We start from the raw sequence: 22501 nt of genomic DNA, 5'->3' as shown, positions 1-22501 counted from the left end.
TGTGTGGTCACAAGATGGGTGGATGAATTGCGAATTACCTCGGAAAGGGGCGCCTCTGCGCCGTGTGATAAAAGATGAGAAGAACCGTCGATGCCACCATGGAGGAACCCCGCCTCTCGAGGGCAGAGGTCGACCTGATTTGGATCGAGTCACTCCAGTGGTGCGCTAACAACGCTGTCTACTTCTTGGGCCTCATCGGCGCCGCCACCTATGATCTTTCTGGTGGCGCATTTCTTGTTGCCGCGGTCACCTTAGTGCGCAATCTATGTGTCTCGGCTGGCAACGCCTTGGCAGGGCCGGCCATCGATAGGGTTGGGCCGCGCCGGGTAGCCATGGTTACAGTGGCCTTGGCTGCGGTGTCGAGCCTCGTGATGGGGGTTGTGCCCATCAGCGTGCCGTCCTTGATCTTCGCAGCGGTTTTTCTGGGGATTTGCGGTGGCTTCCTCAACACCACCACCCACGCCTATCCAAGCTACCTTCAGCCAGACGAGCAGGGCAGGCAACGGCTCAACGGCCTTTTGGTGTTCTATAGCAACATTGCTTTCACCCTAGGGCCCGTCGCAGGCGGGCTTTTGGTGGGTGTGTTGCCCACTAACTCAGTCTATTTGTTCATGGCGGTCGTCATGGCGGTGACCTTTCTATTTGCCCGTGATTGCAAAGAGCGGGTAAAGCCTGCCGGCGAAGATGAGAGGCTCACGGGCGTAATCTCGGGCATGGTGGAGGGCGCGCGCATGACCTTTGACAATCGCGATCTTCTTGTCATCTTTGTCTCGGGGTTTTTAGGTTTCTTTGCCTTTGGCGCCTTCGACTCTTTAGAGTCGCTGTTCTATCGCGATGTCCTTCAGGTGGATATCGTGTGGCTGGGATGGCTCTCTGCCGTGGTGGGCCTTACCTCGTCGGTGGGCGCTTGGGTGCTCACCCGCATACCCACTTCCCGGGTTAATCTGGGCCTGCTTTTGGGTTCACTCTTTGTGGTGGGCGTGGGCTCCATGGTCTATGTGGGAACCAACATTTTGTGGGTGGCCATTCTCGGCCAGGCTGTCAATGGTTTTGCCTGGGGCTTCTTAGAGCCAGTGCAAATGACGCTGGTACAGCAGGAGACGCCCATCGCCTCCCTTGGGCGCGTCATGGGGTTTGTGCGCTTTGGCCTCATGAGCGCTGGCGTGGTGCCCTTGTTGGCAGCCCCCTTTTTGGCTGATGTCCTTGGTGTCCAGCGGGTGCTTTTTGGCGCCTCGTGCATCATCGCAGCGGTGGGTGCGGCGTTTTGCATGTGGTGGTGCCTGAGAAGCAAAAAGGAATAGCTGCCGCAGAGGTCCTGCGCCCCGTGACCTGCGGCTTTGTTAGATCACCAGATTCTGCGGCGCACCCTGGCAATAGGCTGCAACATTTTCAAAGGCTATGGTGGCGCGTCGAACCATGGCTTCGGCAGTGAAGTAGCCCACGTGAGGTGTGAGTACCGTATGGGGCGCCTTAAGGAGCGGGTTGGTAGAGGGTAGCGGCGGCTCCTGTTCAAAGACGTCGATAGCGGCCCCAGCAAGATGACCAGAGGTGAGAGCCTGGGCAAGAGCCGGGGTGTCCACGATAGGCCCACGGGCACAATTCACCAGATAGCTGCCGGGTTTCATGGCGGCGATCTTCTCGGCATCGAGAAAACCCCGCGTCTCAGGAGTCAGGGGCAGGTGCACCGTAAGGATGTCTGAGTGAGTCAGAAGATCTTTGAGGCCCGGATACTCTACGCCCAGGGCGACGCAGTGAGGATTTTGATGGCGCGCGTAGCCCAAGACACGAGCTCCAAAGGCTAAAAAGAGCTGGGCCACCCGAGTTCCAATGTGACCGGTGCCCAAAATGCCTACGGTCTTGCCCGCGATCTCGGTACCCAGAAGGCCTTGGGAGGTGCCTCCGCTGCGCGTTGCCTGCTGGCAGGCGGGTATCTGGCGCAAAAGGTCTACGGTAAGTCCGCACACGAGCTCGGCCACCGAGGTGTCGGAGTAGCCCGCGCAATTGCTCAGGAGGATGCCGCGGGCGCGGCAGGCGTCCAGGGCCACTTGATCTACTCCAGTGAAGGCGACGTCGACAAACTTGAGTTGGGGGAGGGCTTGGATGACCTGCGCCGGCAGGGGCGTGTTGTCGATGATGATAATGTCGGCGCCCTGGGCTCGTTGGATCAGCTGGCCAGGATCTTTGGTGGGGGTGTCGTAGGCCTTGAAGCGATGGCCTGCGGCTTTGAGCGGGGCGGCGAGCGTATTTATGGTTTCTTGGGGCACCAAGAGGGGCTCGAGCAAGACGATGTTCATAGAAATGCTCCTTTCTCTTGTGCATCCTAACCTACAGATTGCTAGCGGAGTTTCGGCAGAGGCGCGCAGACCCGTGAGCGTGATGAAGGCCTATGAGGTCTTGGTGCACGCGCTTGTAGGACTTCCCTAAAATCCATAGGCGCGAAGTCCTATGAAGGGACCATTTAGTCGTTGATAGATGTCTCTTTCGGGTACCTTAATGGGGCAGACATGCTCGCTGAAGGGTTGGGAGATGAGGTCATGGCGCTCTTTGAAGCAGAGCATCTCAAGACTCGCTATCTGAGCCATGGAAAGCCTTTCTCGCCCTTCGAGGATGTGTCGTTTTTCTTGGAGGCTGGGGGTGTTTACGATCTCACCGGCCCCTCGGGTTCAGGCAAGACCACTCTTTTGAGAGTCTGTGCTCGACTGCTCCCCAAAACCGCCGGCACTCTGCGTCTTAACGGTCAGGATTCCGATGGGATGAGCCCGGTGGCCTGGCGCCGTCAGGTGTGTTTGGTGCCTCAGCAGAGCGTACTGGTGCCCGGCACGGTGGGCGACAACCTCAGGCTTCCCTGGACGCTCAAGGTCAACGCAGGCATCACTCCTCCAGCTGATGAGGAGCTGCAAGCGCTTTTGGACGCAGTGGATCTTAACGAGGTGAGCTGTCATATGGACGCCTCCCAACTCTCCGGCGGCCAGCAGGCGCGAGTGGCGCTCCTGCGGGCGTTTGTGACCCACCCAAAAGTGCTGCTCTTAGACGAGGTGGACGCTGGCCTCGATGATGAGTCGGCCAAGGCGGTGGGGCTTCTCTGCCGCTCTGTGGCACAAAAAGAAGGCTCGGCTGTGCTGCGCATTCGCCATAGGCCTCCCGACGGATTTGCCACCGCCGCCTTTGTGCTGGCCCAGGGCGTGATGAGCCGCCGCGAGGCTGCAGGAGGGGACAAATCATGACTGGCGGTGTGGTAAACATCGGCTACCCTCAGCTCCTGCTCGCAGTGGCTCTTATAGCGGTGGACCTCCTGGCCTCCTGGAAGCTGCGCTTGGGGCTGGTAAAATCCATCACCATCTCCACGGTCCGCCTGCTCATCCAGCTTCTGGCCTTGGGCTTTGTGCTGGGCTACCTCTTTCAATATCAAACCTTTTGGTGGGTTGCATTGGCAGTGGCGGTGATGTCTCTGGCGGCCACCCAGATCGCCTGCGACCGCACCCGCAAAACGGTGCACGGCATAGCCCCCAGCGTTTTTCTCTCCATCTTTGTGCCGTCGGTGTCGGTGGCCCTGGTGGTGGTTGACGGGGTTATCGGCGCGACGCCTTGGTGGAACGCCCAGCAACTCATCCCCATTATGGGCATGGTGATGGGCAACGCGCTCTCCTCGGTGTCGGTGGCCATCGAGCGCCTTTTTGCCGACATGGACGCGCGCAGCCAGGAGATGTATACGCTGGTGGCGCTGGGGGCAACCCCTCGGGAAGCGGCGTTTCCCTCCATCAAGGCGGCAGTGTCGGCGGGCATGGCGCCTACCCTGGCTACCATGTGTGCCGCTGGCATCGTGCAGATCCCCGGGATGATGAGCGGCCAGATCCTGGCCGGGGCAGATCCTATGGTGGCGGCCAAATACCAGATCGTGGTGCTGCTTATGATCAGCGCTGCCAGCACCGCGGCCATCGTGGCTGCCTGTTATCTGGCCTACAAGCGGCGCTTTAGCTCGGAGGGCTACTATCTGGAGCCGGGCCTTAGAGATGACCTCTCTCAGAAGGGTCCAAGGCCCTAGAGGCATGAGGGTTACGCTCTTGCGACACTAAAGGCGCTGGGGTGTTGAGAAGGCGCACCAACGCCTAGACTTATCTCAGTATGAATGAGGGGAGCCTTCATGGATCACATGCCTGTCAACGCCACCATGTATGACTACGGTGCGCAAAAATCGTCCATCCGCGAGATCGCTGCCTACGGCGCCGCACGCAAGGCGCAGATCGGCGCCCAAAACGTCTTCGACTTCTCGCTGGGAAACCCCTCGGTGCCGGCGCCCCCTCAGGTGCGCAAGGCCATTCAAGAGGCCCTGGAGCTGCCTTCGCTGGAGCTCCACGGCTATACGCCGGCAGCGGGTCTCATGAGCTGCCGATCTGCAGTGGCCAACTCCATCAACCGCCGCTTTGGCACGGGCTACGATGCCTCTGACTTCTTCATGACGGTGGGTGCCGCCGCCTCGCTTTCCTGCGTGTTCAACGCGGTGGTGGTCCCCGGCGACGAGGTCATCGTGATCTCTCCCTACTTCCCTGAGTACAAGGTGTGGATCGAGACCGCCGGCGCCACCTGCGTCGAGGTGCCTGCGCTGCCAGACACCTTCAACCTTGATGTGGAGGCCATCGCCGCCGCCCTCAATGCCCGCACCAAGGCCGTGGTGATCAACTCTCCCAACAACCCCGTGGGCGTGGTCTACGACGCCGAGACGCTGGCTCGTTTGGCCGTAGCCCTGGAGAAAGCCGAGCGCACCTTTGGCTCCACCATCTATCTGGTGAGCGACGAGCCCTATCGCGAGATCACCTACGGAGCCGAGGTCCCCTGGGTTCCCGGCGTCTACGACCGCACGCTGGTGTGCTACTCCTACTCCAAGTCGCTGTCTTTGCCCGGCGAGCGCGTGGGCTGGGTGCTTGTCCCCAACACCAATCCAAATCACGACCTGCTGGTAAACGCCGTGGCAGGCGCCGCCCGTGCCCTGGGCTTTGTGTGCGCTCCCTCGCTCTTTCAGCGCGTCATCGAGCGCTGCGTGGACGTCCCTGCAGACGTGGCCGCCTATGCCGAGAACCGCAGCCTCCTTACCCGCGGCCTCTCTGGCCTTGGCTATGAGTATGTGGAGCCCGAAGGCGCCTTCTACCTGTGGGTCAAAGCCTTAGAGCCCGACGCTCAAGCCTTCTTCGAGCGCGCCAAGTCCTTCGAGCTGCTGCCGGTGCCCAGTGATTCTTTTGGTTGTTCTGGCTGGGTGCGCGTGGGTTACTGCGTCTCCCGTGAGACCATAGCAAACTCCATGGGCGCCTGGGCGTCTTTGATGGAGAGCTATCGCCAGTAAAAGCCCGACCCCCGCGGGAGGCCGGCATACAAGTTTGGGAGCACTACTGTGGCCTTGGAAAACCGCTGCGACGTCCATACCCATACCGTCTTTTCCTATCATGCCTATTCCACAGTGGAAGAGAATGTGCGCGCAGCTCATGATCGCGGGTTGGAGATCCTGGGAATCGCCGACCATTTTTCGCCGTTGGTATCAGTCTCAGGCGATTTTAGGGAGTACCAGCACTTTGTCAACCAAAACTGCTGGCCTCGCCAGTGGATGGGCGTCACCTTGCTGCGCGGCGCCGAGGTAGACATCGTCGACCTGGAGGGCACCTTCTTTGGGGCTGCCAAAGACAAGACCTCGGGCTTCTTTGGCGAAGGGCGTGCGCCCTTCAGCCTGCTGGAGGAGTGCACGCGCGACTGCGATTATCTGGTGGCCTCGGTCCACGAGAAGGGTTTTGCTGCCGGAGCCACTCCCGAGCAGCTCGCAGCCATGTATGGTGCCGCTGCCTGCCATCCCAAGGTGCTCATCCTAGGCCACATTGGCCGCACGGGGCTTCCCTTCGACATCGACAGCCTTCTGGATGTGGTGGCCGCCCAGCACAAGCTAGTGGAGATCAATGAGCATAGCTTTGACTTGAGTGCCGGCGCCAACCCTGTCATGGAGGCTCGTTGCGAGGCCATTGTGCGTGCCTGCGCCGAGCGCGACATCTCCATAGCCGTCAACACCGACGCCCACATAAGCTTTGATGTGGGCCGCGTGCCACGTGCCATGGCGCTGCTCAAGCGCGTGGGCTTCCCTGAACGCCTTGTCGCCACCCGCTCCGCCGAGGCCTTCCTTGAGGCTGCTGCCCCCGTCTTCTCGCTCTAGGAGTCCATGCCGCCCCTGGCAGTCTTTTAGGCTCTGCCAAAACCCAGCACACAAGCCATCCCAGCCAGGGCCTCCAGCTGCCAGTGGCAGACGCATGTCGGCCGCCATGGGCCCCTGGGATTTTCGTGGCTTGAGTGTGCTGACGTATCCCCAAAGTCTAGTTGGGCAGGAACACTTCAGTGCGTGACCATCCTTTGTGAGGGGGCTGCTTTGAAGAAGTTTGTATCGTGGAACGTCAATGGCATTCGTGCCATCGTGCGTAAGAATTTTATGGAAGTCTTCGATGCCCAGAACGCCGACTGCTTTGGCGTCCAGGAGACCAAATGCCAAGAGGGCCAGGTAGAGCTCGATCTGCCGGGCTACTATCAAACCTGGTCCTATGCCGAGAAAAAAGGCTACAGCGGCACGGCGGTCTTCTCTCGCGAGAAACCCATTCAGGTGGTGCGCAAGACGGGCCTTGAAGTGGCAGACGTCGAGGGTCGCATCTGTGCCTGCGAGTTCGAGCCCTACTGGTTTGTCTCGGTCTACTCGCCCAACTCCCAAGACCAGCTGCAGCGCCTGAGCATCCGTGAGGAGTGGGACGCGCATCTTACCCACTTGCTGGACGACATGGCCAAGGACAAGCCAGTGATTCTCTGCGGCGACCTCAATGTGGCCCATGAGCCTATCGATCTCAAAGATCCCGAGAAGAACGCCGGCCATGCAGGCTTCACCGACGCTGAGCGCGACGATCTCACGCGTCTTTTGGACTCCGGCTTCACTGATACCTTCCGCTATTTGCACCCCGATCAGGCAGACACCTACACCTGGTGGAGCTATCGCGAGCGCGGGCGCCTTTCCAACACCGGCTGGCGCCTGGATTACTTCCTGGTCTCCAATGACCTGCGCGACAAGATCTCTGGCGCAGCCTGTCTCATGGACATCGAGGGCTCCGACCACTGCCCCATCACGCTGGAGCTGGATATCTAAGCTCCAGGCGAGTCCCCCAGCGAGCCCCAAAGAAACCCAAGCTACAGGTGCTGGGGTTTCTCGGTAAGGCGGGATTTGTGGACGTGTGCAGCGAGTCTTGTGAACGATCTGAGCATGGAGGGCTCTCGCGGTTTGGGAGGGCCCTTGGCGTCTTGTGCAGTCGATCCTTAGCGGCAGAAGGCGATGACGCGCTCTAGGTCGCGGGCGGCTTGGATGTAGCCCAGGTCCCAGGCTTCATCGAGCTTTTGGGTGTCTAAGGTGGAGTTTTGCACCGGCATAGTGTCGGGGCGGATTACCAGGGCGCGGCCTTGGCGCTCCAGCTCTTCCAGCTGTGCGAGGGCGGCGTTGTAGCGCTGGGGGCGGGTGATGAGGGCCTCGGCAACCAGGGGGTAGGCACCAAAGGTGCGGCGGATGAGCACCTTGTGCGCCGTGCCGTAGGTTTGCTTGCGGTAGCCCCGAGGACGTGTGGTGATGACCACGAGTTTCTCTGCGCCGTCGGCCAGCGCCATGGGGTGGGGAAGCCCCGCGCCTTCGCCCAGGCCGCCGTCAAACATCACTTCGCCGTCGATGGCGATGGGGTTCATGAGCAGGGGCATGGTGGAGCTGGCGCGGCAGTGGCTGGCCAGGTCGACGGCGTCTTTGTAGTCGCGTTTGTGCCATACCACCGTACGGCCGGTGGTGGCAGAGAACGCCTGCATCACGGCTTCGGCCGGGTTGTCGCAGAAGGCTTGCCATGCTATGGGCACTTCGCCTGAGGCCACGCAGCCCTCGTAGAGGTAGTCGGAGTTAAAGAAGCCGTCGCCGTGCATAAAGTGGGAGAGGCCTCCAAAACGGGGGTCCTCGGCATAGTCCACAAACTGCAGGCGGGAGCGGTGGGGGTCGCGGGCCACATGGTTTGCGGTGAGCGAGGAGCCGGCCGAGATCCCGCAGACATACCGAAACTCCAGGCCTACCTCGGTGATAGCTTGAGAGAAGGCCCCGGTATAGGCTGCGCGCATTCCGCCGCCTTCAAAGCACAGGGCGGCATTGGCGATGTAGGGCATAGCACACTTCCAATCACGGGAGAGCGGGTAGAGCCCGATCGAACATCATGGCATTGTACTGTGGGAGCAAAGGAGTGAGCTATGGAGTTGATAACTGATATCGCGGAGGCCCGGCAGACGTTGGCCCAAGCAGTGGATGAGAGCCAAAACCTGGTGTTTCTGGGAGGCGCGGGGGTCTCGGTGGCCAGCGGCATCCCGGACTTTCGCTCGGTGGACGGGCTTTACCATCAGAAGTTCGACTATCCGCCCGAGACCATGCTCTCCCACGAGTTTTACGAGACGCACCCTGAGGAGTTCTTTCGGTTTTACAAAGAAAAGATGATTCCTCGCGGGGCAAAACCCAACCAAGCCCACTACAAATTGGCCCAGCTAGAGCAGGACGGCCCCTTGAAGGCGGTGCTCACCCAAAACATCGACGGCTTGCACCAGATGGCTGGCAGCAAAAGTGTGCTGGAGCTTCATGGCTCGGTGCACCGCAACAAGTGCCTGCGCTGCGGCGAGGTCTACTCGGCCCAATGGGTGCTGGATCAGCCGGGAGTGCCGGTATGCGACCAGTGCGGCGGCCCTATCAAACCGGATGTGGTGCTCTATGGAGAGGCCCTTGACCAGCAGGTCCTCAATGTCGCAGCCGATGCGGTGGCCGGCTGCGACACCCTCGTCATTGGCGGGACCTCTTTGGTGGTGTGGCCGGTAGCTGGCTTGGTGCAGCTTTTTGGCGGCAAGAGGCTCGTCATGGTGAACCTTCAGCCTACGCCCCAGGACGCGGTGGCAGACCTCATGATCCGCGTGCCTATCGAGGAAGCCTTCGACTTCTAGGGATTCTCTTGGGGCTCGTGCCGCTCCTACACGACGCAGGGCAGGGCCCACAGGAGAGGTCGACCCGGAAGGCCGAGGGTTTCTCGGCACCTCGGGGCGCGAATATCGTTTTTTGCCCTAGGCTACAATTTGAAAGATCACCAGCAGCACCATCTTCCAAATCTGCAGCCCAGGGCAGGCAGGGAAGACTGTAGTCAGAGTGCGTGGGCCTAAGGGCCCTCGCCATAGACAGAGGAGAGCCATGGCGGCCGAGCACGGTATGGATCGGGCAAAGATCGAGGCAGGGGTACGCCTGATGCTTGAGGGCATGGGCGAGGACCCTGAGCGCGAAGGGCTCAAAGACACGCCGGCGCGCGTGGCTCGGGCTATGGAGGAGTGCTGCGGGGGGCTTGGCCGCGATGCCAAAGAGCTGTTCTCGGTGACTTTCGACGCAGAATGCCATGATGTGGTTATCGTGCGCGACATCGCCTTTTACTCCCTGTGCGAGCATCACTTGCTGCCCTTTTTTGGCGTGGCCCACATCGCCTACATCCCCGGCGACGACGGTCGGGTCTGCGGCATCTCCAAGCTGGCTCGCGCGGTGGAGCTCTATGCGAGGCGCCCGCAGCTGCAGGAGCGCCTTTGCGCCCAGGTGGCCGACGCCATCGTGGAAAACCTTGAGCCTCGCGGCGTGGTAGTCATCATGGAGGCCGAGCATCTGTGCATGACCATGCGCGGGGTAAGAAAGCCTGGGGCGCGCACCACCACCTCGGCGGTGAGGGGTTGCTTTGCCAAGAACCCCACCACCCGCGCCGAGGCCCTGAAGCTCATCTTCGACGGCACCCACGCGTAAGGAGGCGCCATGCTTAGAGAGGACTTTGCCACCTGGCAGTGCGGCGACCGCGAGTTGTCGTTGGCTCGCCCACGCATCATGGGTGTGCTCAATGTGACGCCGGACTCGTTCTCCGACGGCGGCCAGAACTTCGATGCCGACCTGGCCATCGCCCGCGGCCTGGAGCTTTTGGACCAGGGTGCAGATATCGTCGATGTGGGCGGCGAGTCTACGCGCCCCGGCTTTGTGCCGGTGGACCCCGACGAAGAGGCTCGCCGCGTCCTGCCTGTCATCCGCGAGCTGGCGCGGGCGGGGGCGCTGGTCTCGGTGGATACCCGCCATGCCTCGGTGGCCGCCATGGCCCTGCGCATGGGGGCGCGCATCGTCAACGACGTCACCGGCTTCACCGACCCCGCCATGGTCTCTGTGGCCACCGGCTCCAACTGCGGTTTGGTGGTAGTCCATGCAGGCGAGGTCTCCGACCATCCCCAGCGAAAGTCCGTGCTTTTGGACTCCGACCCTCGCGTCCGGGCCCAAGAAGCTGCCGAGAAACCCGCTCCCGCTGCCGGCGAGTCTCCTGCCGCTGGAGCGTCTGAGAATGCAACCGGCGGCGAAGCTGCGGCCCAGGAGGGCGTCGCTTCTGGCGAGGCTGCCCCGGCCTCTGTGCCCCAGGGCGCTACAGGGCCTGCAGGCTCTGCCGCCAGCCGTCTGGACGAGGTCATGCGCCGCAGCGCTCGGGGGTACACTAGCCCAACCGTGCGCCTGTCCTCTGGCTCCCATCGCCGCTTCACGCTGCCCGAGAGCGCCCCCATCATGCGCCGCATCATGGGCTTTTTGGGCGATCAAGCCCGCACCCTCATGCGCGCCGGCGTGGCTCACGACCGCATCGCGTTGGACCCAGGCCCTGGCTTTGGCAAGCTGGCCGACGAAGACGTGGTCATCCAGCGGGCCACTGCTCAGATGGCTTCCATGGGCTATCCCATTTGCTGCGCCATCTCCCGCAAGCGCTTTGTGGGGGCCATCTCCGGCGTGGACGAGGCCGCCCAGCGCGACGCTGCCACTATCGGCGCAGCGCTGGCCGCCGCTGCCGCCGGCGCCCGCATCCTGCGCGTGCATGACGTGGCCCACACTGCCGAAGCCCTGAACGGCTTTTGGACCATCGCTCATCCCGCCCAGGTGCGCGCTTTTGTGGCTTTGGGCTCCAACGTGGGCGATCGCTTGGGCTATTTGGCCCGCGCCGTGGCCCTCATCAACGAGATCCCCCTCACCTGCGTGGTGGCGGTGAGTCGCGCCTACGAGTCAGATCCTGCCTATGGCATCGCGACTCCTGTGGCCAACGCGGTAGCAGAGATACGTACCGAGCTGGCGCCGGAAGTCCTTCTCGGCCACCTGCTGGCCATCGAGGACGCCCTGGGCCGCACCCGCGTGCCGGGCGAGGAGGGCCACGGGCCTCGCACCATCGACTGCGACCTGGTGTTTATGGAAGGCGAGACCCACGGCGGCAGCCGGCTGAGGCTGCCCCATCCCGGTCTCACCGAGCGCGACTTTGTGCTGGTCCCCATGGAGGACCTGGTGCGCGATCCGGCGCGCTACCTGCGCCACGCCGGCGTGACGGTGAAACCCCGCGAGGAGCGCGTGGGTATCGTGCGCGCCCAGCTAGGCCCCATCGAGTGGTAACGCGATCCTAGGTTAGCAGCGATATAAAGAAGGAAATTATGCAGAGTTCTTGGCTTCCTGAGGCCGCATCGGTTCTGGACGACATCAAAACCCTGGGCCGAGAGGGTAAGCCCGCAGGTACCTTGAGCGTCGTCGGGGCTCAGTCCCATGGACGAGCCCGTCAGGGCCACCTTTGGCTCGATGCCCGGGCCCCCTTGGCCGCGGGCGTCCTTTTGCGCCCCCAGGCTCCCATGGGCCTGCTCGTCGGCCTTGCCCCTGTCTGCGGCTACGCTTGCGTGCAGGCGCTCAAGGCCGCTGGTGTGCCCTGCGCACTGGCTTGGCCCAACGACATCGTGACAGAGGGCGCCAAGTTGGGATCTGTGGTGTGCGAGGCAGGCTATGGCGACGGGGTTTTCGTGGCCGCCGCCGTCATGCTCAACGTGGCCGGCGCCCCCGCCTCTTTCGCGAGCTGCGGCTCACCGGAGCCTCGTCCTGCGGCAACGCTGGGGGCGTTCTTGCCGGAGCTTGCCCAAGATGCCCAGAAATGCGCCCGTCTAGGCCAGGACCTCTGCGCTGCCATGGAGGGGGAGTGCGAGCGTTGGAGCGCCGCCATCGGTCAGGGCGCCGGGGCTGCGGGCCCCTTGGGTCCCATTCTCTCTGCCTGGTTTGACGAGATGCCCCTTATGGGACAGCCGGTTCGGGCGCTTCTGCCCGATGGCCGGGCGGCCGCCGAGGGCCTTCTAGCCGGCATCGACGGCTGGGGCCGCATCACTGTCGTTGGCGCCGACGGCCAGGAGCACGAGCTCTCCTTCGAGCAAGCTTCAGTGCGGCCGATGGCCCAAGAATGCGAGCCCGAGGCGCAATAGCGTGCGGGAGGGGGAGGGTTTCTCGGCAGTTTAGCCTTGCTCGCCCCGGTAATGGCGCCAGATGCGATGGATGCCCCGCAGCGTGAGCTGGGGGTCGAGCTGGGTGAAGCAGGTGCACACCGCATCGACGGTGCGCGCGAGGCCCCCGGTGGCGATCACCGGGCAGCCAGGGGCGCCAAGCTCTTCTTGAATGCGAGCCACAAGGCCCTCTGCCATTGCCGCAGCTCCTACCACGATGCCGCTTTGAAGCGCCTCTTCCGAGGTGGAGCCAATGGTATGCGGCGGCACTTCGATAGGGGTGGAAGAAAGCTTGGAGGCGCGCTGGAAGAGGGCCTCGGCAGAAAGCATGATGCCGGGGGCGATGACTCCCCCCACAAAGGCGCCGTCGGGGGCGACCACGTCGATATTGGTGGCGGTGCCAAAATCCACCACGATGACCGGGGCCCCATAGCAAGCCAGCGCTTCCATGGCGTTGGCGATGCGGTCTGCCCCCACTTGGGTGGGGTAGGGCATGCGAATGGGGATGGGCGGCTCTTTGAGCGTTCCCACCATGAGGTGGGGCTTTCGCAGCCTCGCCAGACAGGCGTTCCAGGCATGCTGGAGAGACGGCACTACCGACGCCACTGCCACTGCGTCCACAGACTCCAGGGAGTATCCGCGGCCTGCCAAAAAGTTGGTGAGGATCATCAAGATCTCATCCGAGGTGGCGCGCTTATCGGTTTGGGCGCGCCAGCACTGGCATACGTCTCCCGAGGGGCCAATGAGCCCCAGCGTGGTTTGAGTGTTTCCCACATCTACCGATAAAAACATAGGTTCACCTCGTCAGAGTGCGCCCCGGCCCGCGATAAGCTCCAGGGCGGCGCGCCGGAATTGTTCTAGCCCACACTCTAGCAAGAGAGGCACGGTAGCCCCTCGCAGCGTCTCTTCAAGCGACAAAACCGCAGCTTTTGAGGGCGAACGCGTTCCTTGAGCTCACCGGCTCTCCATATTGGGCCGAGGGTGATGGCACCTATCGCGAAGCGTGCTATCATACAAAGGCTGTTTCGCCCAGGTAGCTCCTGGGCGTCCCCTTAGCCCTGGTCGGAAACCAGGGCAGACCATAAGGAGTCCTGCATGAAGAAGAACATCCATCCTGAGTACATGGAGTGCACCGTTCGCTGCTCCTGCGGCAACACCTGGACCACCCGTGCCACCGTGCCCGAGATGACTCTGGATCTTTGCGACAAGTGCCACCCCTTCTACACCGGCACTCAGAAGCTGGTCGACACCGGCGGACGCGTTCAGCGCTTTGCCGACAAGTTTGGCGGCGCCGCCAAGGCCCAGCTGGACAAGGCTGCTGCCCGCAAAGCCGCCAATGCCGAGAAGGACGCCCAACAGCGCGCCGAGCGTGCTGCCAAGGCTGAGGCCAAGGCTGCCGCCAAGGCCGCCCGCGCTGCCGAGTACGCCAAGAAGGCTGAGGCCGAGGCTGCCGCCAAGGCCGCTGAGGCTGTTGCCGACGAGGCGGTGGCCGAGGTTGCCGAGGCTGAGACCGAGGCTGCAAAGGACGCTGAGTAAGCGCTTATTCTCCTAGGTGCTCCTGCCTAATGTGCAGGCACCGCAGGTAATGGCAGAAAAAGAAGCCCAAATCTTTACTGAGGATTTGGGCTTCTTTCTTAGAGATCGAAGTCAGGAGATCAAAGGGTACAGGCTCTAGGCCGCCTTGATCTACACCAGCTTGAAGTTGCTCTTGTTGTCCTCTTTGTCATCGCCCTTGTCATCCTGGGTTTCTTCATTCTGCTGAGTCAGCATCATCTCTGCAAAGGCCTTGAGCTGCTCGGAGCGTGCCTGGGCCTCCTCTGCAGACTCGTGCTTGTAGGTGCAGTTGCACTCGCTGGTGATTACGCGAGCGGCCTTCATGTTGAGGGCGTCAGCTCGAAGGTCTTCAAGCTGCCCTGCGCCGCGAGCCTGCTCGATGACCTTCTCGCCGTCTTGAGGATTAAGGCCTAGAAGCGCTGGAATTTCCTGGTCTGCGACTTTGAGTTTCTTCTCGGCAGCGTAGGCAGAAAGAGCGGCTTGCTCGCCAGCCACATGAGCAGCGCGGTCATCTAGCATGGCGGTCATTGCGGCGCTGTCGATGCCCATTTGGGCGGCATAGGTGGCAAGATCCATGCCAGCCTGGGCGGCCTCGAAGCTCATGGATTGCTCCAGAGCGCTACGGTACTTGGCGATCTCGTCCATAGGAACTGCCTGGTTAAGGCGGAGTGCCAACTGTTGGGCGCAGAGCGCGGGCTTGGACTGCTCCACCGACTGGGTGTTCATGGCCTCAAGCTGGCTGCGCAAGGTAGTGCGGAACTCCTGGACGGTGGAAGCGCCATCGATATGCTCGGCTACCCAAGCATCATCGATGTCTTCAGGCTTGATGCCGTTGCTTGAGGCGATGCCGGCGATGGCAAAGTCGATGTCGGCATCGGTCACCTGGCTCACGGTCACAGTGATGGACACTGGATCGTAGCTAGAAAGGGTGTAGTGATAGCGGTCGCCAATTTTGAGTGGTGCCGGCTTGTGAATCTCAAGATCCATGGTGAATGCTCCTCTGACAGATCGTGGCCCTAAAACAGCCATTGCTCATTGTGAAGGCTTCTACCCGATGGAGCCAGTCTGTGCGCTTTAATTTTTGCGGATGCCCTCTACATACAGTTGGCAAACCGCCTGCCAGAGATATTTGACCATCCTGTGCTCTTGAGCGACATGCATAATCCCTGCGCGCGAGTGGTATTATCTGTAGGCTTAACAGTACTTACCGCGGCGCCCTGTCGCGTCATCAAAGGAGCCTCGGATGCGTGAACGTCTCTTAGCCTTGCTCGAAGCCTATCACGAGCTCGAAGCAAAACTCGGCGATCCTGCCGTCTATAACGATCCTCAAGAATATGCACGTCTTGCCAAGGAACACTCCTCCCAAGCAGAGCTTGCCGAGAAGGCCCAGGCCTACCTGTCTGCATTGGATGATATTGAGGCAGCCAAAGAGCTGCTTCATGAAGAGAACGATGCAGAGACTCGCGAGCTTTTGCAGGCAGACATTGCAGAGAATGAAGCCAAATTGCCTGGCCTTGAAGAGGAGATCAAGGTCATGCTTATTCCTGGCGATCCCAACGACGAGAAGGACACCATCGTTGAGATTCGCGCTGGCGTAGGCGGCGATGAGGCGGCCATCTTTGCCGGTGACCTTTTCAAGATGTATGAGCGTTTCTGTGAGGCGCGCGGTTGGAAGATCGAGATACTCTCCAGCAGCCCCTCTGAGGCCGGCGGCTTTAAGACCATCGAGTTCAAGGTCACGGGTGATAAGGTCTACTCCGTAATGAAGTACGAGAGTGGCGTTCATCGTGTGCAGCGCGTTCCTAAGACCGAGAGCCAGGGGCGTATCCAGACCTCCACTGCCACTGTGGCGGTGCTCCCTGAAGCCGACGATATCGATATTCAAATCGACCCCAGCGACCTGCGCATCGACACCTATTGCGCCAGCGGTCCTGGTGGCCAGTGCGTGAACACCACCTATTCGGCGGTGCGTATCACCCACCTGCCCACAAACACTGTGGTGCAGTCCCAAGACCAGCGCTCTCAGATCCAGAATCGCGAGGTCTGCATGCAGATGCTGCGCGCCCGTCTCTATGAGATGGAGCTTGAGCGTCAACAGGCCGAGCTGGGGGCTGAGCGTCTGAGCCAAATTGGTCACGGCAATCGTTCTGAGAAGATCCGTACCTACAACCAACCTCAGGACCGTGTGACCGATCATCGCATTGGCTTTAACGGCACTTACAACGGTGTGCTTTTAGGCGACACCCTTTCCTCTGTGATTGAGGCTTTGGCTGCAGCAGATCGCGCTCAGCGTTTGGCTGAGGCTGTTTGATAAGAGCTTCGAGCTCACCAACAGTTTGTGTGAGATCCTCTCATCGAGCGTGGTTGCTTGAGGAGAGGATCTTTTTTAAGGCAGGAGCCTTGAGCCAATGACGCGCTGAGATGGCCGATAGACAAGATTGGCCTAAGGGAGAATAGATCTATGGCAGATAGAGTGTGGACCATTAAAGACATATTGGACTGGACGCGCAATGACCTGGAGCACAACGGCGATGAGCACCCTCGTCTCTCGGCCGAGTGGCTGCTGTCCGCCGCTACGGGCAAGTCTCGCGTGGAGCTCTATCTCAATTTCGACCAGCCGCTTACACCTGCAGAACTCAAGGCCATGCGCGAAGGCGTAGTGCGTCGTCGCGCTGGTGAGCCCTTGCAGTATGTGACAGGGGAGGTTCCCTTTCGCCACATCATTCTTCGCTGTGAGCGAGGAGTGCTCATTCCCAGGCCCGAGACAGAGATCTTGGTAGCTGCAGCCTTAGAGGGTGTGGATGCTGCTGCAAAGAGAAGGGCGCTCCTACCAGAAGAAGAGATTGTGGCAGAAGAAGATGAGTCTTTGGAGCCTCAAGCCATACAGGAGACTAAGGACCTAGATCAAACATCATCTGCATCGCTTACCTCCCCCTTGAGTGACGGGAATGTCGAATATGTGCCTATCCAAACCGAAGAAGTCTTGCAAGCCTCAGAGACTGAATCTTTCTCTGAGGGGAATGCAGATGCCCCCGATGTTTCGGAGAATGACGAGCTAGATATCGAGAAAGTGAGCCCTCGCAAGGTGCGAGTGGCTGATCTTTGCTGTGGAACGGGCTGCATAGGTCTCTCCATTGCGTCCGAGCGTGAAGATGTGGTGGTATGGGAGGGCGACCTCTCTGAGCAAGCGGTATCTTTAACTGAACGCAATCGGGATGCGCTTAATCTCACTTCTCGGGTGGCGGTGGCTCAAGGAGATCTCTATGAGGCGCTTCCTGGTGAGCTTGCTGGCACATTAGACGTCATAGTGTCTAATCCTCCATATATACCTTCTGCGGTGGTGCCCACCTTGCCTCAAGAAGTGGTGGGCTATGAGCCGGGTCTCGCACTCGATGGTGGCAAGGATGGTCTCGACCTATTTCGCCGCTTACTCGAAGGCGCTCCTCAATGGTTGGCGCCAGAAGGAATGCTATGCGTGGAGCTCTTTGAAGACTCTCTTGATGCAGCGGCATCTCTAGTGCGCGACCAAAAGGGTTGGGCTCATGTGGAGATACGCCCCGACCTTACCGGTAGACCTCGTGTGCTCATAGCAGTTCGAGAGGGGTAGGACATGGCAGCACCTGTGCCGAAGGCTTCGAGTGAGGCAGTCCGCCATTCGATGCAAGGGAACCGAGGGAAAGATACCAAGCCCGAGCTGCTTGTGCGCCGATATTTAAGGGGTGCGGGGCTCACGGGATACCGCCTTCATTGGCATGTGCCTGGAAAGCCGGATGTGGCATGGCCTGGAAAACGAGTGGCCATCATGGTGAACGGCTGTTTCTGGCATCGCTGCCCCCACTGTCACCCGTCTTCGCCGTCCACACATAAAGACTATTGGAACGAAAAATTTCGCCGCAATGTCGAGCGTGACCGTCAGAATATCGAGATACTTGAGCTTGATGGCTGGACGGTCCATGTGGTGTGGGAGTGCCAGCTCAAGAAAAAGGTTGTGGAGGACACTATGGCGGAGTTGTTGCCTCAGCTGTCCAAAGAGCTTGGGAAGCCCCTTAAGAGAGACTTGGAAAAGTAGCGCGGCTTCCTGTGCGCCGTTGTCTTTCTGTTTGCAGGGCTACAGGGCGCTCAGATGTGGAAATAGGAAGAACAAGTGTTCTGTTTTATGGGGCATGGACGGCATACTCTGCTAGGATGAATTTGCCTGAGGATAAACCTATGGGAGGAAAGCGTGTCAAGCGAGAAGAAGGTCGTCTATAGCGCAGCGCCTTGGCGGATGCATGAGTTTTTTGCTGGAAGCGGCCTTGTGGGATATGGTCTCAACGGCATGTTCGTCCCGGTCTGGGCCAACGACATCAACGAGCGCAAGGCCCGGGTTTACAGGGCAAATTTTGATAACAGCAGGTTCCATTTAGGAGACATCAAAAGCGTTAACGGTGCAGATCTCCCGGTGGCTGAACTCTCTTGGGCCAGCTTCCCTTGCCAAGACCTCTCTCTGGCGGGATCCATGGGCGGAATTCATGCAAAGCGAAGCGGTTTGGTCTGGGAATGGCTAAGGGTGCTGGACGAGATGCCTTCGGCGCCCAAAGTTATAGCCCTGGAGAACGTGGTTGGCCTTTTGACCTCCCATGGTGGGGATAATTATCGAGCGCTGCACCGAGCCTTAGCCGAACGAGGGTATCGCGCTGGGGCCATCGTGCTGAACGCCAATTGGTTTGTGCCGCAGTCGCGCCCCCGCGTTTTCGTGGTGGCCGTTGCTGGTAACGTCACGAGTCCTTCCGCGGTGGAAGGCAGCGAGCCATGCTGGCTCCACTCGCCAGCGGCCATCAAGCTCGGAGAAGAGCTTGACCAGTGGGTGTGGTGGCATGCTCCCCAGCCCGACGCGCGCACGAGCGTCCTTGCCGATCTTCTTGAAGACGCCCCTTTTGATAAAGACGATGTGCTGCAATTGGTGCCAGAGCGGCACAAAGCTCTTCTAGAAGAAAAGGAGCACGTGGTAGCTGCCGGTTATCGCCGTACCCGTGGCGGCAGGCAAGTGCTTGAACTTCGCTTTGATGGTCAGGCGGGTTGCTTGCGCACGCCGGAAGGAGGAAGCAGCAGGCAGTATGTTGTCGTGAAAAACGGAGAAGACGTTCATGCACGTCTGCTTACTGCACGTGAGACTGCGCGCCTAATGGGGGCCCCTGACTCATTCAAGCTGCCTGGCTCTTACAATGATGGATATTTTGCCATGGGCGATGCTGTTGCGGCCCCTGTTGCAGAGTTCATTGGCAGGCAGCTCTTGGTGCCGCTCGTGGAGGCTTCTTATGAGTCTGAATGACAAAACCAAATCCGAGCTGGACAGATTTAAGTCAGAGCAAAATGTATCGACAAAAGGGTCGCTCTCCGTAGTTCTTCAGCTGACGCGCATTCTTGAGGAAAAAGGCCTTCCAGCAGATCCCGAAGAATTTAAAACCGGTAAACAGGGCCAGGTCGCCGGCCTTGGCGGCGGCAATCTCAGAAAGATTCTGGCCGAGCATGGGATTTCTCGACAGTTGTCGGCCGAAGGTGGCAGGACGAGTCGTGGGAGCATGAGCCTGATGCTTTCTTACGTTGGTATGCTGAACCAACTGGCGGAGCGTGAGAATGTCGATCTCGAGGCGGTAGAGGGCTATTGGGTCGACGAGGTCAGGGCGTTTTTCAGAGGGAAGCCCTTCACCTTGAGTGCCGATGCTCGACTTTCCCTCTCATCAAGTTTCGATGAGCTCTTCGAACAGGCAAAAAGAAGGCAGAAGGAGAACCCAGGTACCCAGTATCTGGGAACTGTTCTTCAACATTTGGTAGCCGCAAAGCTGCTGCTGGTCCTTCCTGAAGGTGCCGTCGAGATTCACGGCGCCTCAGTGGCGGACGGCCCTACGGGGCGCGAAGGTGACTTCGTGATCGGGAACATGGCAATTCACCGCACTACGGCACCCGCCAGCCTGCTCATGAAAAAATGCAAGGCAAACTTACGAGACGGGCTGCGCCCCATCATCGTCACGATTCGCGACCGCGTTCAGACGGCCTGGTCATTAGCCGAAGATGAGGGTCTTGATAGCAGGATCGAAGTTTGGGACATACAACAATTCTTGGCCACCAATGCCTATGAGCGCGGGCTGTTTTCCAACGGATCCGTCGAAGATGTGGTATCAGAAGTGATCGACGGTTACAACGTCATTATCGACACAGTTGAAAGCGATCCAAGCCTCAAGATAAGGTTCGACAAGAATTTGTAGCTCGTTAGGTGGGGAAATGGCTCGGTTGTTTAGAAGCGCCCTGGCAGACACTTCCGTTGCCTCGCAGGTGGCAGAGGAACTTGATCGTGATGGCGTGGTTGTCATGCCTACAGACTCTGTGTATGGCATTGGCGCGGCGGCCAGAAGGGGGAATCCAGGCCATGAGCGTATCTTTGCCATCAAAGGACGCAGTCGCTCTCAGACTCTGCCGTTGCTTGTTGGGGGGCCTGAGGACCTGAGATTATATGGGGCAGAGGTTCCCGAGTGGGCCTGCCGGGCCGCTTGTGTGCTCTGGCCGGGGGCCATCACTTTTGTTGTGCGAGCTTCCAGTCGACTTGCCGACGAATACAAGGCTGCAGATGGAACTGTGGCGTTGAGGGTCCCCGACGCTCCCCTAGTGCGAGCAGTGATCGAAAAGCAGGGTTTTCCGTTGGCTATGACCAGCGCAAACACGCATGGTTCTCCCAGCCCTGCCAACTTCGAGGAGTTGGAGGAGGCGATATTGGACAAGGTCGACGTCGCGGTGGATGGCGGACGGTGTCCTGTGGGCGTGGCTTCGACAATTGTAGACGCCACAGGGGCGGTGCCTCGAATCCTGCGGGAGGGTGTGATCAAACGGGACGATATCTGTGCAGCTGGCAATCTCAGATAAGAGCTTCGGGCATCGACAGCCCATCAAATGGTTAGACTGGACTGGAGTCTACTACCACCCAAGGAGGAAGCATGCGCGTAGCTGTCGCATCTGACCATGCTGGTTTTTGCCAAAAGGCCCAAGTTATCGACTTCATCAACTCGCTAGGGCATGAGGCGATCGATCTTGGTCCTGCAACAGACGATCGTGTTGATTACCCTGACTATGCCGATCCTGTAGCCCGTGGCGTAGCTGATGGCACCTATGACCGCGGTGTTCTCATTTGCGGTACGGGTATTGGTATGGCTATGACTGCCGATAAGGTCCCCGGCATTCGAGCGGTGGCCATCCAAACCCCTGGTTTTGCAGAGCTGTGCCGTGAGCACAATGACGCCAATGTTATCTGCCTGTCTGGCCGCTTTGTAGACCCCACCACCAACGATGAGATCGTAAAGATCTTCCTCGAGCAGCCTTTTGGTGGAGGCCGTCACGCCCAGCGTGTAGAGAAGATCATGCGTGAGGACGAGCGCTAAAGCGCAATAGATAAAGCAGGACGTATCGAGAGGAGCTTTTCATGACCATCGAGTACGACGAAAGCCGTGTAACGCTGGTGGATCATCCTTTGGTGCAGCATAAGGTAGCTATTATGCGCGACAAAGACACTTCCACCAAGCAGTTCCGCGAGCTCGTACGTGAGCTGGCTCTTTTTGAAGGCTATGAGGCCACTCGTGACTTCCCTCTAGAGGAGGTCGAGATTGAGACACCGCTAGAAACCTGCACCTGCATGGAGCTCTCTGGTAAGAAGGTGGCAATCGTGCCCATTCTGCGTGCAGGTCTTGGCATGGTTGACGGTCTTTTGGAGCTCATTCCCTCTGCGCGTGTAGGACACGTGGGAATGTATCGCGACCCAGAGACGCATGAGCCTCATGAGTATTACTGCAAGCTTCCCCCCGATGTGGAGAATCGCACCTGCCTTGTGGTAGATCCCATGCTTGCTACCGGTGGATCTTCCAACGCAGCCATTGACTATCTGCGTCGTGCAGGCGTGTCTGATATTCGTCTGCTGGTCCTGGTGGCCGTGCCGGAAGGCCTCAAGGCCGTACTCGATCACGATCCAGATGTACGCATCTTTACCTGCGCTATCGACCGCGAGCTCAACGATCACGCCTATATCCTGCCGGGCTTGGGCGACGCTGGCGACCGTATCTTTGGCACGAAATAATAAATTCCTTGTGCGCGATTCAAAGTCGACCTCGTCTAATGAACTGAGGTCGACTTCTTGTTTGATCCATGTTTCAGCCAATGACAGGCTCGCTGTCTAGAGGGAAAGGGTTTCTCGGTTATCTAAGAGTTTTACTTGCCGACAAACCCCTTTTTTCAAGACTTAGAGCAAGAGGCAAATAACGGAGAGCGGTTTTATGGTCGCATCGTTTAGGGGTGTTTAGCTGACGTATCAATGATCTTTAATTTCGTTTTCGGTTTATTGGCCCCAGTTTTAGGTATCTTTAAGCGCTTATTGGTATACCAAGTGGGGGATACTAGGGATTACCAGAAGAAGGAGGGAAGAAGCTGTTCGCAAGGTAGTTCCTAAACAAGAGCTGCTACAGGGGGCCGTTTGCTCGCATGCAAGCCAGAACGGTCGTTGGCTTCGGTAAGCAACTGGGCGAGGCTTACATATCAGCTTCATAAAGTCGGCTGATAAGCG

Annotated in this window: 23 protein-coding genes; 19 read left to right on the top strand and 4 right to left on the bottom strand. The window is 59.6% G+C overall.

Annotated features, from left to right (window positions below; genetic code table 11):
* Nucleotides 1-74 precede the first annotated feature (74 nt).
* A complete protein-coding gene (locus tag E5334_RS00195; protein WP_275438850.1) occupies nt 75-1301 on the top strand; it encodes an MFS transporter in 1227 nt (408 codons plus the stop codon).
* A gap of 39 nt (nt 1302-1340) precedes the next feature.
* Here E5334_RS00195 and E5334_RS00190 read toward each other — a convergent pair whose 3' ends face one another.
* A complete protein-coding gene (locus tag E5334_RS00190; protein WP_136011608.1) occupies nt 1341-2294 on the bottom strand; it encodes an NAD(P)-dependent oxidoreductase in 954 nt (317 codons plus the stop codon).
* A 210-nt stretch (nt 2295-2504) separates the two neighbouring features.
* On the opposite strand from E5334_RS00190, the gene E5334_RS00185 reads away from it, so the two are divergent.
* From E5334_RS00185 to E5334_RS00165, 5 genes are all read left to right on the top strand, one after another.
* A complete protein-coding gene (locus E5334_RS00185) occupies nt 2505-3224 on the top strand; it encodes an ABC transporter ATP-binding protein (RefSeq protein WP_136011607.1) in 720 nt (239 codons plus the stop codon).
* Nucleotides 3221-4042: an ABC transporter permease gene (locus E5334_RS00180; protein WP_136011606.1), complete on the top strand. Its 822-nt coding sequence runs from the start codon at nt 3221-3223 to the stop codon at nt 4040-4042. Before E5334_RS00185 ends, E5334_RS00180 begins: the two co-directional genes overlap by 4 nt.
* 108 nt (nt 4043-4150) lie before the next feature.
* Nucleotides 4151-5335: a pyridoxal phosphate-dependent aminotransferase gene (locus tag E5334_RS00175; RefSeq protein WP_136012114.1), complete on the top strand. Its 1185-nt coding sequence runs from the start codon at nt 4151-4153 to the stop codon at nt 5333-5335.
* Nucleotides 5336-5383: 48 nt separating this feature from the next.
* A complete protein-coding gene (locus E5334_RS00170) occupies nt 5384-6187 on the top strand; it encodes a PHP domain-containing protein (protein ID WP_136011605.1) in 804 nt (267 codons plus the stop codon).
* A gap of 210 nt (nt 6188-6397) precedes the next feature.
* Nucleotides 6398-7156, top strand: a complete 759-nt coding sequence (locus tag E5334_RS00165; protein WP_136011604.1) for an exodeoxyribonuclease III — start codon at nt 6398-6400, stop codon at nt 7154-7156.
* Between the two features lie 167 nt (nt 7157-7323).
* Here E5334_RS00165 and E5334_RS00160 read toward each other — a convergent pair whose 3' ends face one another.
* The gene (locus tag E5334_RS00160; protein ID WP_136011603.1) at nt 7324-8199 is read right to left on the bottom strand and encodes a patatin-like phospholipase family protein; all 876 of its coding nucleotides are present in this window, start codon (nt 8197-8199) and stop codon (nt 7324-7326) included.
* A gap of 81 nt (nt 8200-8280) precedes the next feature.
* On the opposite strand from E5334_RS00160, the gene E5334_RS00155 reads away from it, so the two are divergent.
* From E5334_RS00155 to E5334_RS00140, 4 genes are all read left to right on the top strand, one after another.
* Complete coding sequence (locus tag E5334_RS00155) at nt 8281-9015, top strand: NAD-dependent protein deacylase (protein WP_136011602.1); 735 nt, start codon at nt 8281-8283, stop codon at nt 9013-9015.
* 241 nt (nt 9016-9256) lie between these two features.
* Nucleotides 9257-9847, top strand: coding sequence for a GTP cyclohydrolase I FolE (folE, locus tag E5334_RS00150; RefSeq protein ID WP_136011601.1), 591 nt, complete (start codon nt 9257-9259; stop codon nt 9845-9847).
* A 9-nt stretch (nt 9848-9856) separates the two neighbouring features.
* Nucleotides 9857-11503, top strand: coding sequence for a 2-amino-4-hydroxy-6-hydroxymethyldihydropteridine diphosphokinase (folK, locus tag E5334_RS00145; protein WP_136011600.1), 1647 nt, complete (start codon nt 9857-9859; stop codon nt 11501-11503).
* 38 nt (nt 11504-11541) lie between these two features.
* Complete coding sequence (locus tag E5334_RS00140; RefSeq protein WP_136011599.1) at nt 11542-12348, top strand: biotin--[acetyl-CoA-carboxylase] ligase; 807 nt, start codon at nt 11542-11544, stop codon at nt 12346-12348.
* Between the two features lie 30 nt (nt 12349-12378).
* Here E5334_RS00140 and E5334_RS00135 read toward each other — a convergent pair whose 3' ends face one another.
* Nucleotides 12379-13158 (bottom strand): type III pantothenate kinase, encoded by a 780-nt coding sequence (locus E5334_RS00135; protein WP_136011598.1) that lies wholly within the window; start codon nt 13156-13158, stop codon nt 12379-12381.
* A 303-nt stretch (nt 13159-13461) separates the two neighbouring features.
* Between E5334_RS00135 and rpmE the strand changes: the two genes are divergently transcribed.
* Entirely contained in the window at nt 13462-13902 is a 441-nt protein-coding gene (gene rpmE, locus E5334_RS00130) for a 50S ribosomal protein L31 (RefSeq protein WP_136011597.1), read from the top strand.
* 150 nt (nt 13903-14052) lie between these two features.
* Here the strand turns inward: rpmE and E5334_RS00125 are convergent, their stop codons facing one another.
* Nucleotides 14053-14907, bottom strand: coding sequence for a trigger factor (locus E5334_RS00125; RefSeq protein WP_167604228.1), 855 nt, complete (start codon nt 14905-14907; stop codon nt 14053-14055).
* Between the two features lie 256 nt (nt 14908-15163).
* Between E5334_RS00125 and prfA the strand changes: the two genes are divergently transcribed.
* The 8 genes from prfA (at nt 15164) to upp (ending at nt 22018) form a co-directional block, all read left to right on the top strand.
* Nucleotides 15164-16231 carry a peptide chain release factor 1 gene (gene prfA / locus E5334_RS00120; protein WP_136011595.1) on the top strand — a complete coding sequence of 356 codons (1068 nt, stop codon included), beginning with the start codon at nt 15164-15166 and terminating at the stop codon, nt 16229-16231.
* 150 nt (nt 16232-16381) lie between these two features.
* Nucleotides 16382-17527, top strand: coding sequence for a N5-glutamine methyltransferase family protein (locus tag E5334_RS00115; RefSeq protein WP_136011594.1), 1146 nt, complete (start codon nt 16382-16384; stop codon nt 17525-17527).
* Nucleotides 17528-17530: 3 nt separating this feature from the next.
* Complete coding sequence (locus tag E5334_RS00110) at nt 17531-17989, top strand: very short patch repair endonuclease (RefSeq protein WP_136011593.1); 459 nt, start codon at nt 17531-17533, stop codon at nt 17987-17989.
* 153 nt (nt 17990-18142) lie between these two features.
* Nucleotides 18143-19231, top strand: a complete 1089-nt coding sequence (locus E5334_RS00105; RefSeq protein ID WP_275438849.1) for a DNA cytosine methyltransferase — start codon at nt 18143-18145, stop codon at nt 19229-19231.
* Entirely contained in the window at nt 19218-20165 is a 948-nt protein-coding gene (locus E5334_RS00100; RefSeq protein WP_136011592.1) for a DUF4928 family protein, read from the top strand. Before E5334_RS00105 ends, E5334_RS00100 begins: the two co-directional genes overlap by 14 nt.
* Nucleotides 20166-20181: 16 nt before the next feature.
* Nucleotides 20182-20817 (top strand): L-threonylcarbamoyladenylate synthase, encoded by a 636-nt coding sequence (locus E5334_RS00095; RefSeq protein WP_136011591.1) that lies wholly within the window; start codon nt 20182-20184, stop codon nt 20815-20817.
* Nucleotides 20818-20888: 71 nt separating this feature from the next.
* Nucleotides 20889-21329 carry a ribose 5-phosphate isomerase B gene (rpiB, locus tag E5334_RS00090; RefSeq protein WP_136011590.1) on the top strand — a complete coding sequence of 147 codons (441 nt, stop codon included), beginning with the start codon at nt 20889-20891 and terminating at the stop codon, nt 21327-21329.
* A 41-nt stretch (nt 21330-21370) separates the two neighbouring features.
* On the top strand, nt 21371-22018 hold the full coding sequence (upp, locus tag E5334_RS00085; RefSeq protein ID WP_265591875.1) for a uracil phosphoribosyltransferase: 648 nt from the start codon (nt 21371-21373) through the stop codon (nt 22016-22018).
* The last annotated feature ends 483 nt before the right edge of the window (nt 22019-22501 follow it).

It is taken from the genome of Muricaecibacterium torontonense, from assembly GCF_004793925.1.
In the GTDB taxonomy this organism is placed as follows: domain Bacteria; phylum Actinomycetota; class Coriobacteriia; order Coriobacteriales; family Atopobiaceae; genus Leptogranulimonas; species Leptogranulimonas caecicola.
This window is presented reverse-complemented; position numbering and strand designations above follow the sequence as displayed.